This window comes from Pimelobacter sp. 30-1 (assembly GCF_018831735.1).
In the GTDB taxonomy this organism is placed as follows: Bacteria; Actinomycetota; Actinomycetes; order Propionibacteriales; family Nocardioidaceae; genus Nocardioides.
In genome coordinates, this window is sequence record NZ_NHTS01000005.1 from 587086 (window position 1) to 603447 (window position 16362).

Consider the following 16362-nt stretch of genomic DNA (forward strand, 5'->3'; position numbering starts at 1 on the left):
CGCCCGCCCCTCGGTGAGCTCTGCCTGCCTTCCTGCCGCGAAAGGCCGGGCCCTTGACGAACCGGAACGCCGCCTCGTGGTCGCTCCTGTGCACCGCGGTGCTGCTGAGCGCCTTCCTCGCCGTCGGCCTCGGGGCGGGCTCCGCGCCCGCCCTCGCCGCGCCCGCGCCGGTGCCGGCCGCCGCTGCGGCGGCGCCGCCCTTCGACTGCTCGACCGTCTACTCCGAGAAGGGCCAGAACGCGCCGTTCGACATCCGCCGGGTCAACACCGCGACCGGGGCGCTCACCACGGTCGGGGCGTTCAGCTCCAGCGGCGGGATCCTCAACGGGTTGGGCTTCTCCGGCGACGGGCGCACCGCCTACAGCGTCCGGTACGTCGGCAGCGGCGCCAACCAGGGCCTCAACATCTACCGCTGGGATGCCGCGTCCGAGACGACGACCAACCCCGCGACCGGGCTGTCCTCGGCGATGGCGTCGTCGCCGACCCACGGCGCAGTCAACCCGCGCACGGGGATCTACTACTTCGCCGGCGTCATCCCGGGCACCGCCGACATGGCGATCTACGGCTACGACCCGGCGGGCAGCACCTACCTGGGCCAGGTCGCCCAGATCAACAGCGTCGGCGCCCAGGGCTCGACCAACGGCGACTTCGCCTTCGACGGCGCCGGCCGGGCCTACTTCTCGGTCGGCTCGCAGTCCCAGAGCCGGCTCTTCGTCGTCGACGACCTGCTGCCGACCACGGCGCAGCCCTCCCCGCAGTACCCGACCACCACCACCCTGACGACCATCAACACCTCGGGCGCGATCAACGGCCTGGCCTTCGGCGGCGACGGCTACCTCTACCTCGCCGGCACCACCCGGCTGTTCCGGGTGCACCCGACCACCGGGCAGGTCGTCAGCTTCGTCGACATGTCCGACTCCGCCTCGGTCGACCTCGCCTCCTGCGCCAAGCCGAGCACGATCGTGGTCAAGAAGAACTTCCCCGAGGGCCGGGCCAACCCCGGCGAGCAGGTCGACCTCTCCGTCACCGGCGGCGGCATCGCGCGCGGCAACACCGGCACCACCCGCGGTGACGACTCGGGGCTCCAGGACGCCGAGCCCGAGGAGTACGCCGGACCGGTGCTCGCGCTGGCGGGCACGACGTACACGATCAGCGAGTCGGGGGCCGGCGCCGGAAACGGCTACGCCCGCTCGTGGCGCTGCGTCAACGAGACGGACCAGTCGGTCGTCGCCAGCGGCCAGGGCACCTCCGGCAGCTTCGCGATGCCCGACGGCGGCAGCCGCGGCGCCGACGTGGTCTGCACCTTCAGCAACGTGCCGCTGCGTCCCGCGATCGAGCTCGACAAGCAGGCCGGTACGCCGAGCGGCCACCGCGTCGGCGACACCATCACCTACACCTTCGTGGTCACCAACACCGGCAACGTCCCGCTCCAGGCGCCGGTCATCACCGACCCCAAGGTCGGCACGGTCACCTGCCCGCCGGGCGAGGTCGCGCCGGGCCGTCAGGTGACCTGCACGGCCGAGCCCTACGAGCTGACCCAGGCCGACGTCGACGCGGGCGTGGTCGACAACACCGCGACGGTGCGCGGCCGGCCGGTCGACCCGAACCTGCCCGCGGTGAGCGACGACGACTCCACCAGCACCCCGATCGAGGGCGCCCCGAGCCTGAGCCTGGAGAAGCACGCCGAGACCCCGGTCGACGCCAACGGCTCCGGCCTGGTCGACGTGGGCGACACCATCCAGTACACCTTCACGGTCACCAACACCGGCAATGTCACCCTCCACGACGTGGCGGTCGAGGACGCCAAGGCGGGCGCCACGACGTGCGACCCGACCACCCTGGCTCCCGGCGCGGTCGCCACGTGCCGGGCCAACGACCCCTACGTGATCACCTCCGCCGACCAGAACGCCGGCGAGGTGGTCAACACCGCCGTCGCCGTGGGGGAGGACCCGGCCAACGGTGAGGTGCGCTCCGACGAGGACTCGACGCGCACGCCGGTCGACACCCCCGCCCCGCGCCTGACGTTGGTCAAGGAGGCCGGGACGCCGGTCGACGTCAACCAGGACGGGCTGGTCAACGCCGGCGACACCGTCCAGTACACGTTCACCGTCACCAACACCGGCAACGTGCCGATCCGCCAGGTCGTCGTCGACGACCCCAAGCTCGCCGCCGCCGGGATCACCATCACCTGCGAGGCGACCGCGCTCGACCCCGGTGAGTCGACCCGGTGCGCCGCCGACAGCGTCTACTCCATCACCGCTGAGGACGAGGCGGACGCCAGCGCCGACAACGTCGCCACCGCGCGCGGCAACTCCGCGACCGGACGGCGTACCGAGTCGGGGCCCTCGCAGGTCGCGATCCCGCTCGAGTCGGCCGACCCGTCGCTCGCGCTGGTCAAGGAGGCCGGGGACCCCGTCGACGCCAACGGCTCGGGGATCGTCGACGCGGGCGACACCATCCAGTACACGTTCACCGTCACCAACACCGGCAACGTGACCATCGACGACCTCGTCATCGAGGACCCGATGCTGACCGACGCCGGCATCACCATCACCTGCGACCCGACGACGCTGGCGCCCCAGGAGGTGGCGCGCTGCACGGCCGACGACGTCTACGTCATCACGGCCGACGACGCGGCCGCCGAGGTGGTCAACAACACCGCGACCGCCGCGGGCGCCGACCCGAGCGGTACGCGGGTGGCCTCCGACCCCGACGCCACCTCCACGCCCACCGAGGAGGGCGCGGCGGCGATCGAGATGGACAAGGTCGCGGCCGCCCCGGTCGACGTCAACGGCAACGGGATCACCGATGCCGGCGACACCATCCGGTACACGTTCACCGTCACCAACACCGGCAACGTGACGGTCTTCGACGTCGCCATCGCCGACCCCCGGCTGGCCGCCGCGGGGATCACGATCACCTGCGACCCGACGACGCTGCAGGTCGACGAGACGGCGACCTGCACCACCGACCGGCCCTACGTGATCACCGCGGACGACGAGGCCGCGGGCGCGGCCGAGAACACCGCGACCGGCACCGCCGCCAACCCCGACGGCGAGCCCGTGCGCTCGCCCGAGGACTCCACCCGGACGCCGGTCGTGGCCGCCGCGCCGCAGCTCAGCCTGGTCAAGACGGCCGACACCCCGCGCGACGTCAACCGCTCCGGGATCACCGACGCCGGTGACTACATCCGGTTCCGGTTCGCCGTCACCAACACCGGCAACGTCCCGATCACCGACCTGCGCATCGTCGACCCCACGGTGGGTGCGGTGACCTGCGAGGCGACCTCGCTGGCGCCGGCGGCGTCGACCACCTGCGTGGCCGACGAGGTCTACGTGATCACCGAGGACGACGAGGAGGCCGGCGCCGTTGTCAACGTGGCCCGCGCCCGCGGCACCGACCCGGCCGACCCGGACGCCGGCCCGGTCGACTCCAACGAGAGCTCGACCACGACGCCGGTGCAGACCCCGGACCCGCGCCTGGAGCTGGTCAAGGAGGCCGGTACGCCGACCGACGTCAACGGCTCCGGCCTGACCGACGCCGGGGACACGATCCAGTTCACCTTCACCGTCACCAACACCGGCAACGTGCCGCTCTCGCTGGTCCACCTCGACGACGCGCTGCTGCGCGAGCAGGGCATCCCGATCACCTGCGCGGCCACGACGCTGGCGCCCGGTGCGGTCACCACCTGCCGCGCCGACCGGCCCTACGAGATCACCGCGGCCGACGAGACCCGCGGCTCGGTCGACAACGTCGCCGTCGCCCGGGCCACCGACCCCGACAACGCTCCGGTGGCCTCCGACGAGAGCGCGACCAGCACCCCGGTCCAGACCCCCGACCCGCGCCTCGCGCTGGTCAAGGAGGCCGGCGACCTGGTCGACGCCAACGGCTCGGGCCGTGCCGACGCGGGCGACACGATCCGGTTCACGTTCACGGTCACCAACACCGGCAACGTGCCGGTCCGCGAGGTGGCCATCACCGACCCCACGCTGCAGGACGCGGGGGTCACGATCACCTGCGACCCGACCCGCCTGGAGCCTGGTGAGGTCGCTACCTGCACGGCCGACTCCGACTACGAGGTGACCCAGGCCGACGTCGACCGCGGCGCCGTGGCCAACGTCGCCACCGCGGGTGGGACCGACCCCGACGGCGCCCCCGTCACCTCCGACGAGGCCCGCACCCGCACGCCCCTGCCGCAGCAGCCGACGCTGAGCCTGGACAAGGAGGTCAGCGCCCCGCACGACCTCAACGAGTCCGGCCTCACCGACGCCGGTGACGCGCTGGGCTACCGCTTCACGGTGACCAACACCGGCAACGTGACGGTGCGCGACGTACGGATCGCCGACGACCTGCTCGACGGGGTCGGCATCGTCGTGACCTGTCGCCCGACCGTCCTCGCGCCCGGTGAGACGGCGGTCTGCACGACCAACCGCCGCTACTTCATCACCGAGGCCGACGAGCGGGCCGGCGTCGTCGACAACGTCGCCACCGCGCACGGCACGGACCCCGGCGACGAGGAGGTGGTCTCCGACGAGGACTCCACCTCGACGCCGGTGCAGACCCCCGACCCGCGCCTGGCGCTCGACAAGGAGGCCGGGACGCCGGTCGACGTCAACGGGTCCGGCATCACCGACGCGGGCGACACCATCCAGTACACCTTCACCGTCACCAACACCGGCAACGTCCCGGTCCGCGAGGTGAGCATCACCGACGCCAAGCTGCGCGACGCCGGGATCACGATCACCTGCGACCCGACCCGCCTGGAGCCTGGTGAGGTCGCGACCTGCACCACCGACCGGCCCTACGTGATCACCGCGGCCGACGTCGCCGGCGGTGCGGCCGACAACACCGCGACGGCGGGCGGGACCGACCCCGACGACGGCGCGGTCCCCTCCAACGAGGACCGCACCTCGACCCCGGTCACCCGCCCGGCGCCGAGCCTGCACCTGGTCAAGGAGGCCGGCGTACCGACCGACGTCAACGGGGACGGCCTGGTCAGCGCGGGCGACACGATCCGCTACACGTTCACCGTCACCAACAACGGCAACGTGCCCCTCACCGGGGTGCGGGTCGCCGACCCGCTGGTGGGCGCGGTGACCTGCGCCGAGGACCGCCTCGCGGTGGGCGCCTCGACGACCTGCACGGCCGACGAGCCCTACGTGATCACCGCGGACGACCAGCGCGCCGGCCGGGTCGACAACGTCGCCGTCGCCGACGGCACCGACCCCGACCGCGGCGCGGTCCGCTCCAACGAGGGCCGTACGTCGACCCCGGTCGCGACGCCCGCGCCCGCCCTGCACCTGGTGAAGACCGCCGCCGCCCCCGAGGACACCAACGACTCGGGCCGGATCGACGCCGGGGACACGATCACGTTCAGCTTCACCGTCACCAACACCGGCAACGTGCCGCTCACCGCGATCGAGGTCGCCGACCCGCTGGTCGGCGCGGTGACCTGCGAGCAGACCAGCCTGGCGCCGGGTGCCGCCACGACGTGCTCGGCGGCGCCGTACGTGCTGACCCAGGACGACGTCGACGCCGGCCGGGTCCACAACGTCGCCCACGCGACGGGCCGCCCGCCCGCCGGCGGGAGCGTCGACTCGCCCGACGCCGAGACCGACACCCCGATCACGCGCCGCCCCGGCCTGGACCTGGTCAAGCACGCCGACCTGCGCGACGCCAACGCCAACGCCAAGGCCGACGTCGGTGAGTCGATCATCTTCACGTTCACCCTCACCAACACCGGCAACGTCACGCTGCGCGACCTCCGGGTCGAGGACCCGATGGTCGGCCGGGTGGTCTGCGAGCAGACCACCCTGGCTCCCGGCGAGGAGATCACCTGCCGCGCGGCCGAGCCCTACCGGGTGAGCGCGGCCGACGCCGAGAAGGGCGTGATCGTCAACGTCGCCACCGCCCAGGGATCCGCGGGGGAGGGCGACGGCGGCGCCGTGACCTCGTCGCCGTCGCGGACGACCACGCCCGCGGTCCGGCCCGACAGCCCGGAGCCCCCGGGGTCCCCGAAGCCCGCGGCGCCGACCTCGCCCCCGGCCGCCGCTGCCGGGTTGCCCGACACCGGCGGCCCCTCCGGCCTGCTCCTCGCCGGCGGACTGGCGCTCGTGGCGATCGGCGGCTCGCTGCTGCTCGGCCGGCGAGGGGGGCGCAGGTGAGGGGCCGGGCCCGGCTGCTCGCTGCCGCACTGCCGCTGGCGCTCGCGCTGGCCGCGTGCAGCGCGGACGACGCGGGCGAGGGCGGTGAGCCGCGCCGCGCGGAGGCCTCGGCGCACGCCACCGATCCGCCGGCTGAGCGCACCACCAAGCCGCGCGGGGTCAGGATCCCGGCCGAGGTCCCGAACCGGCCGGCCAAGCGCGCCGCGGTCGAGATGACCGGCTGCGCGGCCACCGACGGCGGGTGGGCGGCCTCGGGCACGGCCGCCGCGGTCAAGGCGCGGGACCAGACGTTCGTGATCTCGGTCTTCTTCACCACCGACCAGGCCACCGTGGTCGCCTGGGGCCGGACCCGGGTCACGGTCCCGGCCGGCGAGCGCGCGGACTGGCAGGTCGGCGTCGACCTGCCCGTCCAGGGCGAGCTGCGCTGCGTGCTGCGCGGCGTCGGCTGACCCGAGGGCTACTGCAGCGAGTGCGGGTCGGCCAGCGAGGCCACCACCGCGTCGTACGTCGCCCGGTCGGGCGCCGCGACGATCCCGCCGTCGAGCCGGCGCGGGGTCAGCGGCGTCCCGTCGTGGCGGCCGATGGCGCCGCCGGCCTCGGTGAGGATGAGCGAGCCGGGCAGGTGGTCCCACGGCATACTGCGGTTGTAGAGCAGCGCCGCGGCGTCGCCGGCGATCAGGTGCGGGTAGTCCACGCCGCAGCAGGCCCAGGTCAGCTGCAGGGTGCCGAGCCCGGCCAGGTCGCGGCCGACCCAGGTCCGCCGGGCGGTGCGGTAGGGCGCCGTAGCGCCGGTGGTGACGGTGAGCCGCTCGCCGTTGCGCCAGGCGCCCGCGCCCCGCTCCGCGACGTACGACGTCTCGTGCTGCGGCTGCCAGATCCAGCCCCGGGTGACCTCGCCGCCGCGGACCTCGGCGACCATCACGGCGTGGTCGGGGGAGCCGTTGACGAAGTTCTTGGTGCCGTCGACGGGGTCGACGGTGAAGGCGTGCTCGGCGTCGGCGAACCGGTCGAGCAGCGTCTTGTCGGCGGCCATCGCCTCCTCGCCGAGCACCAGCGCCTCGGGGTACGCCGCCTGGAGGGCCGCGGTGATGAGCACCTCGGACTCGTGGTCGGCCACGGTGACGAGGTCGCCGGGGTTCTTCTCGCTGACCTGGTCGTCGCGGAGCTGGCGGAACCGGGGGGTGATCACCTCCGCGGCGACGTCCTGGAGGAGCCTCAGCACAGCAGCGGTGTCCACGGGTGCCACGGTAGTGGTGCGACGCACGCCACCTACCCTGGGGCCATGCGATTCACCGAGCACGAGCTCACCGCGGCCCTGACCGGCGCGGCCAAGCAGGTCGTGGCCGCCGACCGCAAGGTCCGCAAGCGCGGGGTCGACATCGACACGGTGTGGGACGAGATGGACCGCTACCAGCGCTTCCAGGTGCTCGACGCGCTCGGCAACCAGATCCTGCCGATCCTCGTCGCGCTGCCCGACGTCGACGTCGCGCCCGGCACCCGGCCGACCTACACCGACGCCCAGGTCGAGGAGGTCGTGGTCTCCCTGGTCGGCGACGAGCTCGGCCGGCTCAAGCGCGCGGTGGTGGTCAAGGCCCGCACCGCGCTGGTCCAGGTGGCGCTCGCCAACGTGCCGCCGCGCCTGGACCCCGACGGGCTCCTGGTGCCCGACGACCTCGCCGACCTCTAGTCGTCGTCGAGCGAGGAGTCGTCCTCGGGCGAGGAGCCGTCGCGAGGCGCGCCGCCCCCGAAGCCCAGCACCGCCCGGGTCATCTGGTTGCGGGTGTCGAGCAGGTCGGCCAGCGCGCTGTCGAGGTCGTCGGCGGCCACGCGCAGCGGTCCGTCCTCGGCCGGGGTGCGCTCGGCGGCGACCACGGCCGCGCGGCGCAGCAGCTCCTTGAGGAACGACGCGGTGACCTGGTCGGTGCGGTCGAGGACGTCGTCGAGCCGGCTCAGGTCGAGGTCGAGCCCGCCGCGGTAGAGCTCGACCAGCCGGCGCCGCGACTCCCGGTCGGGCAGGTCGATGTGCACGGCCTGGTCGACCCGGCCGGGTCGTGAGGCGAGCGCAGGCTCGAGCAGGTCGGCCCGGTTGGTGGTGAGCAGGAAGACGACATCGGCGTCCTCGTCGAGACCGTCCATCTCGTTGAGCAGGGTGAACAGCAGCGGGGTCTCGCCGCCGTAGTGGCTGCGCTCCTCGGCGATGAGGTCGACGTCCTCGACCACGATCATCGCGGGCTGGAGCGCCCGGGCGATCGAGCAGGCCTCGCGGATCGCGGGCAGCGTGTCGCCGGTCAGCTCGACGACGGTGGTGTCGGTCAGCTCGCTGATCAGGTAGCGCACCGAGTGGGTCTTGCCGACGCCCGGCGGTCCGTAGAGCAGCAGCCCGCGCTTGAGGTGCTGGCCCGCCGCCCGGAGCCGGGCGCTGTTGCGGGCCACGCCGACCACCTGGCGGCGCAGGTCGGCGAAGGTCGCCGCGGGCAGCACGAGCTCGTCGGCCGTCATCGTGGGGCGCTCGTGGAAGCGCAGCAGCGAGCCGCGCTCGCCGAACATGCTGGCGCCGAACGAGACGACCTGGCCGCGGTAGACGTTGCGGGCCAGCGCCTCCTCGCGCAGCCGCCGGCCGAGGACCTCGGCGTGGGCCGGGTCCGCGGCGACGAGCTCGACGCTGAGCTGGCGGCGGCCGCTCTCGTCGTCGGGCCCGAGCACCAGGAGCGCGCACGCCGTCGTACCGCTGCCGAGCAGGAGGATCGCCGCCTGGAGGCACTCCCGGGTGGCGCCGCCGGGTCCGCTGGGCAGCGCGGTCCGGGTGAGGTTGCCCGGGCGCGGCCCGTACTGCGCCTGGTGCGGGTCGTCGCCGATCAGCTCGGCGAGCCCGAAGGGGCCGTGGTGCCGGTGCCCGGTCATCCCGAGCACCTGGGCGCCCGGGTCCTCGGCGAGCACCGCGTCGAGGGCGGCCTGCACGTTGACGTGCTCGTACGACGGCCACTCCTCGCGGACCACCGCCAGCCCGTCGGTCGGTACGCCGAGGTGGTCGCCCACCACGGCGCGGAAGGTCGGTTGGTCCGCAGCCCGCGCCCGCTGGGACATGGAGCGCAGGAGGAAGCGGCCGTAGCCCCCGATGTCCGAGAGCCGGGGTGCGTCGTCGGTGTCCGGCATGGCCCGAGGATAGGGTCTGCTCCGTGCGTGTGCAGGCCGTCGTGGTGACCTTCAACCGGTTGGCGATGCTGCAGCGACTCGTCCCGCGCCTGCGCGAGACCCCCGGGCTCGACCGGATCCTCGTCGTCGACAACGCCTCGACCGACGGCACGGGGGAGTGGCTGGCCACCCTCGACGACCCGCTCGTGGTGCACGAGACGCTGGCCACCAACACCGGCGGTGCCGGCGGCTTCCACCACGGCCTGGGCTGGGCGGTGCGCGAGGGCGCGGACCTGGTCTGGCTGATGGACGACGACGGGCTGCCCGCCCCGGACTGCCTCGGCCTGCTCCTCGAGCGGCAGCAGCGCGACGGCCTCGACTTCTGCGGCCCGGCCGTCCTCGCCGAGCAGGACCCGTCCCGGCTGTGCTTCCCGATCCGGCTGCCCGGCGGCACCCGCGTGGTGCACGAGATGGCGGCCGTCGAGGCGGCGGCCCAGGACGGCCTGATCGACGACGTCGTCATCCCGTTCAACGGGGTGCTCGTGACCCGCGACCTGGTCGAGCGGATCGGCCTGCCGCGCGAGGAGTTCTTCATCTGGGGCGACGACGTCGAGTACCTCTGGCGTGCCCAGGCCGCCGGCGCCCGGATCGCCACGGTCGTCGAGGCCCACTTCCTGCACCCGGCCACCGACGACCTCGGGACGCCGATGATGTTCGGGCGCACGACCTACAACCACACGCCGAGCGACCTCAAGCACTACTGCATGGCCCGCAACAACACGCTCAACCTGCGCGCCTACCGCGGCTGGGTGCACGTGCTGCTGTTCTGGCTCAAGACGGTGTGGTTCTACCTGTTCACCAAGCCTCAGCCGGCCCGGATCCCGCTCAGCGCGCGGGCCGCCGTCGCCGGGCTGCGCGGCGACTTCACCGGCCACCGGAGGTACCTGCGGTGAGCGCCGCCAGCGAGAAGGTCGCCGTCGTCGTCGTCACCTACAACCGGGCGGACCTGCTCGAGCGCATGCTCGAGGGCCTGGCCGGGCTCGACCGCCCCGCCGACGCGGTCGTCGTGGTCGACAACGCGAGCAGCGACCACACCCGCGAGGTGCTGGAGCGCAGCACGCTGCCGGGCCTCGTCGCGATCCACACCACCGACAACCTCGGCGGTGCCGGGGGCTTCCGGCTCGGGCTCCAGACCGCCTACGAGCGGGGCTACGAAGTCATGTGGCTGATGGACGACGACGTCGTCCCCGCGCCCGACTGCCTGACCCGGCTGCTCGAGGTCGACGGCTCCTGCCTGATCGCGGTCCGCGAGGACCGCTCCGGCGCGCTGGTCGAGAAGGCCGCGCTCCGCTTCGACCTGCGCAACCCGCTCGCGATCCGGCCCAAGACGGCCAGCATCGACTCGACGTACGCCACGCGGGCGCAGATGCCCGCGACGGTCGAGGTCGAGAACGTCGCCTTCGAGGGCTTCCTGGTCCGCCGCGCGGTGATCGACCGGATCGGGCTGCCCGACGCGTCGTACTTCATCTTCTACGACGACGTGGACTTCGCCATCCGCGCCCGGCGGGCCGGCTTCACGATCCGTGCCGTGCGCGACGCCGTCCTGGTGCGCCAGCTGGACTTCGACCAGCAGCACGACCTGGCCGGCTGGAAGGGCTACTACATGTACCGCAACCTGTTCGCGGTGCACTTCCGGTACGGCGAGAACGCGCTCGTGCGCCTCAAGCCGTGGCTGGTCACGCTGGCGGTCGTCGTCCTCAGTCCGCTGCGGGGTGGTCGGGCAGAGGCGCGGAACGTGTCGCGAGCGCTCCGGGATGCTCGGGGGATGCGGACCCCGCCGGCACGCTGACCGGGTCCGGCACCAGCCGGGCGCGCAGGCCCACCCGGTTGCCGGTGGCGATGCCCGCGATCCAGACCGCGAACGCGCCCAGCGCGGCCCCGGCGATCACGTCGACGAAGAAGTGCCAGCCCAGGTAGACCGTCGAGAGCACGGTCAGGCCGAAGAAGGTCCAGGCGCTGATCCGCACCCACCGGGCCAGCTTGACCAGCTGCACGATGAGGCAGATCGTCATCATGATCCCGACGTGCAGCGAGGCGAACGCGGCGATCGTCTGGAGGCCCGACTCGCCGTGGCTGCCGAGGGTGGCCACCCGGTCGTCCCACATCGCGTTGGCGAGCTTGCTCACGTACGTGTCCGGCAGCGCCGCGAAGGTGCCCCGGTCGGAGTAGATCGGGCCGACGGTCGGCACCAGCACGTAGAGCACCGCGCCGAGGGCCCAGTCGACGGCGACCGCCGTGACGTACCACTCACCGGCGCGGGTCTGCCTGGTCCAGACCAGGGCGATCGCGATGGAGACCGGGACCAGCGCGATCCACACGATGTAGACCGACGAGAAGAAGTGCGCGGCGAGCCCGGTGCCGAACCACGCGTGCAGGACGGCGGCCGGGTCGTGGCCGGCGAAGAGGAACTTGTCCAGATCGGCCAGCTGGGAGTCGAACTCCCGCTCGTGGACGAACGGCGCCATGCTCTTGACGTTGCGGAAGGCGGCGTAGCAGAGGTACCACGCGATCACGCCGTTGAGCGCGAACTTCCAGTGCGCGAGGGGCCAGCGCTCCTTGACGACCGTCTTGAACGTGCTCCGGACCCGGCCGGCCCAGCCGGCGCTCGGGCGGCCCACCGCCCACAGCGTGCGGGGGACCACGTCGAGGGCGATCGCGCCGAGCACGATCGCGGGAAACCGGATGTAGCCCGGGACCAGGCTGTCGGGATCCCGGATGGGGATGCCCTCGACCTGGGAGAAGACGACGGTCAGGACCGCGAGACCGAGCCCGGCGAGCCATGCCAGAGCGAACGACGGGGCGCCGCGGCGCCCCTCCTGGTGTCGATACACCAGAACAGGATATTCGTCACCTCCCCCCGTGGCGCACAGCGCGCCCGAATGGGGAAGGGATGGTGCATTCCGTAGACTCACGGATCGTGTCTTTCCCCTCGTCGAACCCCGACCTCGTCGTCGTCGGCTCCGGCTTCTTCGGCCTGACCATCGCCGAGCGCTGCGCCAACGACCTCGGGCTCCAGGTCCTGGTCATCGAGCGCCGCTCCCACCTGGGCGGCAACGCCTACAGCGAGCCCGAGCCCGAGACCGGTATCGAGGTGCACAAGTACGGCGCGCACCTGTTCCACACGAGCAACGAGCGGGTGTGGGAGTACGTCAACCGGTTCACGTCGTTCACCGGCTACCAGCACCGGGTCTACTCGACGCACAACCAGCAGGTCTACCCGTTGCCGATCAACCTCGGCACGATCAACCAGTTCTTCGACGCGGCGTACACGCCGGCGCAGGCGCGGGCCCTGATCAAGGAGCAGGCGAGCGAGCTGGGGGACAAGGAGCCGGAGAACTTCGTCGAGAAGGGCGTCTCCCTCATCGGCCGCCCGCTCTACGAGGCGTTCATCGCGCACTACACCGCCAAGCAGTGGCAGACCTCGCCCGAGGAGCTCTCGGCCGACATCATCAGCCGGCTCCCCGTGCGCTACAACTACGACAACCGCTACTTCAACGACAAGTACGAGGGCCTGCCCACCGACGGCTACGCCGCCTGGCTGGCCAAGATGGCCGACCACCCCAAGATCGAGGTCGTGCTCGAGACCGACTTCCTCGCCGACGACGTCGCCGACCGGTTCAAGGGCAAGGTCCCGATCGTCTACACCGGTCCGGTCGACGAGTACTTCGGCAACTCCGAGGGCCGGCTGTCGTGGCGCACCGTCGACCTGGTCCCCGAGGTCCTCGAGGTCGACGACTTCCAGGGCTGCTCGGTGATGAACTACCCCGACCCGGACGTCGACTTCACCCGGATCCACGAGTTCAAGCACTTCCACCCCGAGCGGACCTACCCCGAGGGCAAGACCGTCATCGTCCGCGAGTACAGCCGCTTCGCCGAGGAGACCGACGAGCCGTACTACCCGGTCAACACCGCCGAGGACCGCGAGAAGCTGCTCAAGTACCGCGACCTCGCCGAGCGCGAGCCGATGGTGCTCTTCGGAGGCCGCCTGGGCACCTACAAGTACCTCGACATGCACATGGCGATCGCCTCGGCGCTCTCGATGTACGACAACACGCTGCGCCCGCACTTCGCCGACGGCGCCGAGCTCAAGAGCGGCGGGGTGGACGCATGAGCGAGACCGCGACCGTGCGCCGGCTGCTCCAGCGCCAGATCCTGCCCGTCGACAGCGACGTCGACGTGCTGCCGCTCTACCTCGACCCCGACGAGGCCACCCTCGACGAGGACAAGTACGTCGTCGGCGGCTCGCGCGCGGCCAAGGAGCTCAACAACGCCTCGATCCGCCAGAAGACCTCCAGCGGCCGCGGCGTCCGGCCCGACCAGCTGCTCTCGCGCACCGCGGTCCAGGTCCCCTCGGGCGAGAAGCTCTCCTTCGGCACCTACTTCAACGCCTTCCCGGCCAGCTACTGGCGGCGCTGGACCGTGGTCGACGCCGTCCGGCTCGACATCACCGTCCGCGGTGCCGGGGCGACGGTCATCGTCAACAAGTCGATGGCCAACGGCCGCCAGCAGAAGGTCGACAGCACCGTCGTCGCGGCCGAGGGCCCGACCACGCTGAGCTTCGACCTCACGCTCGGTCCGTTCGTCGACGGCGGCTGGTACTGGTACGACATCGTGGCCGGCCACGGCGACGTCACCGTCGAGTCGGCCGAGTGGAGCGCCGAGGTCCCCGCCGATCGCGCCGCACACGGCACCGTCGACCTCGCGATCACCACCATGAACCGTCCCGACTTCTGCGCCGAGCTGCTCGGCCAGCTGGGCACGGCCGAGCTCGCGCCGTACCTCGACACGGTCTTCGTGATGGAGCAGGGCACCCAGCCGGTCACCGGCAGCGAGTTCTTCCCGGCCGCGCAGGACGCGCTGGGGGACAAGCTGCGGGTCATCGAGCAGGGCAACCTCGGCGGCTCCGGCGGCTACGCCCGCGGCCAGCTCGAGTCGGTCCGCAAGGGCACCGCGACCTACGCGATGATGATGGACGACGACGTCGTCTGCGAGCCCGAGGGCATCATCCGCGCGGTCACCTTCGGCGACCTGGCCCGCCGGCCCACGATCGTCGGCGGCCACATGTTCAGCCTCTTCGCCAAGAGCCGGCTGCACAGCTTCGGCGAGATCGTCCAGCCGTGGCGGTTCTGGTGGATGTCGCCGCTCGACAGCTACAACGACTGGGACTTCGGCGCCCGCAACCTGCGCTCCGCGCGGTGGCTGCACAAGCGCGTCGACGTCGACTTCAACGGCTGGTTCATGTGCCTGATCCCGCGCCAGGTGATCGAGGAGATCGGCCTCTCGCTGCCCCTCTTCATCAAGTGGGACGACTCCGAGTACGGCCTGCGCGCCAAGGCGGCCGGCTACCCGACGGTGACCTTCCCGGGCGCGGCCGTGTGGCACGTGCCGTGGAGCGACAAGAACGACGCCGTCGACTGGCAGGCCTACTTCCACCTCCGCAACCGCTTCGTCGCGGCGCTGCTCCACTCGACGTACCCGCGGGGCGGGCGGATGATCCGCGAGAGCATCAACCACCAGCTCGCGCACCTGGTCTCCATGCAGTACTCCACCGCCGAGCTGCGGCTGATGGCGCTCGAGGACGTGCTCGCCGGGCCGCACGCGCTGCACGGGATGCTCGCCACCCGCCTGGGCGAGGTCAACGCCTTCCGCAAGCAGTTCACCGACGCCCAGCTGCACGCCGACAACGCCGACTTCCCGCCGATCCGTCGCGAGAAGCCGCCGCGCAAGGGCAAGGACCTCACCGAGGTCCCCAGCCGCAAGTCGCAGCTGATCACCGCGGGCCTGGCGCCCATCCGGCACCTGAAGAAGCCGCGCCGCCTCTCCCGCGAGCACCCCGAGGTCGAGATCCGCGCGATGGACGCCAAGTGGTACCGGCTCGCGTCGTTCGACTCGGCCGTCGTGTCGATGAACGACGGCGCCTCGGCCGCGCTCTACGTCCGCGACAACGAGCGGTTCAAGGACCTGGTCAAGCGCACCCTCGCCATCCACGCCCGCTACCGTCGCGAGTGGGACGACCTGGCCCAGCAGTACCGGGCCGCGCTCGGCGACATCACCTCGCCCGAGACCTGGGAGAAGACCTTCGCCCCCTGGACCGACGGAGGTGCCGATGACTGAGGCCGCCGAGAAGGTGCCCACCGCCGACGAGGACCTGCCGCCGCTGCGGCCGCCGTCGGCGGACAACGGACTGTTCGCGGTCTTCCACCGCCGCTACCTGCTCAAGCTGCTCGTGCAGCGCGAGATCAGCGCGCGGTACCAGGGCTCGTTCCTGGGACTGCTCTGGTCCTACATCAACCCGCTGAGCCAGTTCTTCATCTACTGGTTCGTGATCGGCGTGATCCTGGGCCAGCACCGCGGGGTCCCGAACTTCCCGATCCACCTGTTCGCGGCGCTCATCATCGTCCACTTCTTCAACGAGACCTTCGGCGCGGGCACCCGCTCGATCGTGCGCAACCGCGCCCTCGTGGTCAAGATGGCCATGCCACGCGAGATGTTCCCCGTCGCCACGATGCTCGTCTCGCTCTACCACGTGATTCCGCAGATCGTGATCCTCGGCATCGCCTCGGCGCTCTACGGCTGGCGCCCCGACGCCGAGGGCCTCATCGCCCTCGTCCTCGCGCTCGCGATCATCGGCACGCTCGGCATCGCCGGCGCCCTCATGTTCAGCGCCGCCAACGTCTTCTTCAGCGACTTCGGCAACGCGGTCAGCATCTTCAACAACCTCGTCCGCTTCGGCGTGACGATGATGTACCCGTACTCGATGGTCCACGAGAAGTTCGGCAGCGCCGCCCAGTACTTCCTGCTCAACCCGATCGCGGACGCCGTGCTGCTCTTCCAGCGTGCCTTCTGGACCGGGACGCTCACGCCCAAGGAGCAGGCCAAGGACGGCATCATGCCCGACAACCTGCTGCTCGTCGGCGGCCTCGCGCTGCTGGCCAGCATCGCGCTGCTGGCCGTCGCCCAGCTCGTCTTCAGCCGGCTCGAGAACAAGATCCCGGAGCGACTCTGA

General features: G+C 72.0%; 11 protein-coding genes. 8 read left to right on the forward strand and 3 right to left on the reverse strand.

The window, feature by feature from the left end:
- The first annotated feature begins 53 nt into the window (after positions 1–53).
- Positions 54–6164: a DUF11 domain-containing protein gene (locus CCO04_RS14335; protein ID WP_215814800.1), complete on the forward strand. Its 6111-nt coding sequence runs from the start codon at positions 54–56 to the stop codon at positions 6162–6164.
- Positions 6161–6613: a hypothetical protein gene (locus CCO04_RS14340; protein ID WP_215814801.1), complete on the forward strand. Its 453-nt coding sequence runs from the start codon at positions 6161–6163 to the stop codon at positions 6611–6613. Before CCO04_RS14335 ends, CCO04_RS14340 begins: the two co-directional genes overlap by 4 nt.
- Positions 6614–6621: 8 nt before the next feature.
- Here CCO04_RS14340 and CCO04_RS14345 read toward each other — a convergent pair whose 3' ends face one another.
- Positions 6622–7401 (reverse strand): inositol monophosphatase, encoded by a 780-nt coding sequence (locus CCO04_RS14345; RefSeq protein ID WP_215814802.1) that lies wholly within the window; start codon positions 7399–7401, stop codon positions 6622–6624.
- Positions 7402–7446: 45 nt separating this feature from the next.
- Here CCO04_RS14345 and CCO04_RS14350 point away from each other — a divergent pair, with 45 nt between their 5' ends.
- Positions 7447–7851, forward strand: a complete 405-nt coding sequence (locus tag CCO04_RS14350) for a hypothetical protein (protein ID WP_215814803.1) — start codon at positions 7447–7449, stop codon at positions 7849–7851.
- Here the strand turns inward: CCO04_RS14350 and CCO04_RS14355 are convergent.
- Positions 7848–9317, reverse strand: a complete 1470-nt coding sequence (locus tag CCO04_RS14355; RefSeq protein WP_215814804.1) for an ATP-binding protein — start codon at positions 9315–9317, stop codon at positions 7848–7850. The genes CCO04_RS14350 and CCO04_RS14355 overlap by 4 nt on opposite strands.
- A gap of 23 nt (positions 9318–9340) precedes the next feature.
- Here CCO04_RS14355 and CCO04_RS14360 point away from each other — a divergent pair, with 23 nt between their 5' ends.
- Together CCO04_RS14360 and CCO04_RS14365 are read left to right on the forward strand one after the other, a co-directional pair.
- The gene (locus CCO04_RS14360; protein ID WP_308281219.1) at positions 9341–10249 is read left to right on the forward strand and encodes a glycosyltransferase family 2 protein; all 909 of its coding nucleotides are present in this window, start codon (positions 9341–9343) and stop codon (positions 10247–10249) included.
- A complete protein-coding gene (locus CCO04_RS14365; protein WP_215814805.1) occupies positions 10246–11145 on the forward strand; it encodes a glycosyltransferase family 2 protein in 900 nt (299 codons plus the stop codon). Before CCO04_RS14360 ends, CCO04_RS14365 begins: the two co-directional genes overlap by 4 nt.
- On the opposite strand, the gene CCO04_RS14370 is transcribed toward CCO04_RS14365, so the two are convergent.
- Positions 11054–12187 carry a phosphatase PAP2 family protein gene (locus CCO04_RS14370; protein WP_215814806.1) on the reverse strand — a complete coding sequence of 378 codons (1134 nt, stop codon included), beginning with the start codon at positions 12185–12187 and terminating at the stop codon, positions 11054–11056. The genes CCO04_RS14365 and CCO04_RS14370 overlap by 92 nt on opposite strands.
- A gap of 59 nt (positions 12188–12246) precedes the next feature.
- Here CCO04_RS14370 and glf point away from each other — a divergent pair, with 59 nt between their 5' ends.
- The 3 genes from glf to CCO04_RS14385 are packed head-to-tail and all read left to right on the forward strand — an operon-like array spanning position 12247 to position 16362.
- Positions 12247–13467: a UDP-galactopyranose mutase gene (glf, locus tag CCO04_RS14375; protein ID WP_215814807.1), complete on the forward strand. Its 1221-nt coding sequence runs from the start codon at positions 12247–12249 to the stop codon at positions 13465–13467.
- Positions 13464–15470 carry a glycosyltransferase gene (locus CCO04_RS14380; RefSeq protein ID WP_215814808.1) on the forward strand — a complete coding sequence of 669 codons (2007 nt, stop codon included), beginning with the start codon at positions 13464–13466 and terminating at the stop codon, positions 15468–15470. The genes glf and CCO04_RS14380 overlap by 4 nt, the downstream gene beginning before the upstream one ends.
- Positions 15463–16362, forward strand: a complete 900-nt coding sequence (locus tag CCO04_RS14385) for an ABC transporter permease (protein ID WP_215814809.1) — start codon at positions 15463–15465, stop codon at positions 16360–16362. Before CCO04_RS14380 ends, CCO04_RS14385 begins: the two co-directional genes overlap by 8 nt.